The organism is Micromonospora sp. AB353, assembly GCF_049538395.1.
In the GTDB taxonomy this organism is placed as follows: Bacteria; Actinomycetota; Actinomycetes; order Mycobacteriales; family Micromonosporaceae; genus Micromonospora; species Micromonospora aurantiaca.
Map to the genome: position 1 here is coordinate 1 of NZ_JBMVFV010000187.1, position 667 is coordinate 667.

Consider the following 667-nt stretch of genomic DNA (forward strand, 5'->3'; position numbering starts at 1 on the left):
ACGGCAAGGACCGTGGCCAGGAAGGCCGCGACCGTGGCGAGTGGGGCCCGGACAAGGGCGAGTGGGGCAAGGACGGCAAGGACGACCACGGCAAGACCCGCGAGGTCCCCTGCAAGGACGACGCCCTGATCGACGCCCTCGAACTGGCCAACCGCGACCACGGCGGCACCATCAAGCTCGCCGAGAACTGCACCTACGAACTCGGCGTCAAGGACCGCAAGTTCGGCTCCGCCCTGCCCGAGATCAAGCAGGACGTCACCATCAAGGGCAACAACTCCACCATCAAGCGCGACGCCGAAGACACCTTCCGCATCTTCCGCGTCGTCGACGGCGGCGACCTCACCCTCAAGGACCTCACCGTCTCCGGCGGCAACGCCAACGAATTCAAGTACCCCGGCGGCGGTGGCCCGGCGCCGACGGCGCTCGTCCCGGACGGCAAGGACGACGACAAGCGGGTCGAGGGTGACGGCGGCGCGCTCCTGGTCGAGCGCGGCGGCAGCGCGCACCTGGACAACGTGAAGCTGGTCGACAACAACGCCGAAGGCGACGGCGGCGCCATCGCCAACTACGGCCGCACCTGGCTCAAGGAGAGCAAGGTCGTCGACAACCACGCCCAGGGCGACGGCGGCGGCGTCTACAACGAGGGCATCCTCAAGGTCGAGGAAAC

Annotated in this window: 1 pseudogene; it reads left to right on the top strand. The window is 68.4% G+C overall.

Annotated features, from left to right (window positions below):
• Nucleotides 1–667, top strand: a pseudogene (locus ACPCK6_RS29610) (hypothetical protein); the annotation flags it as partial.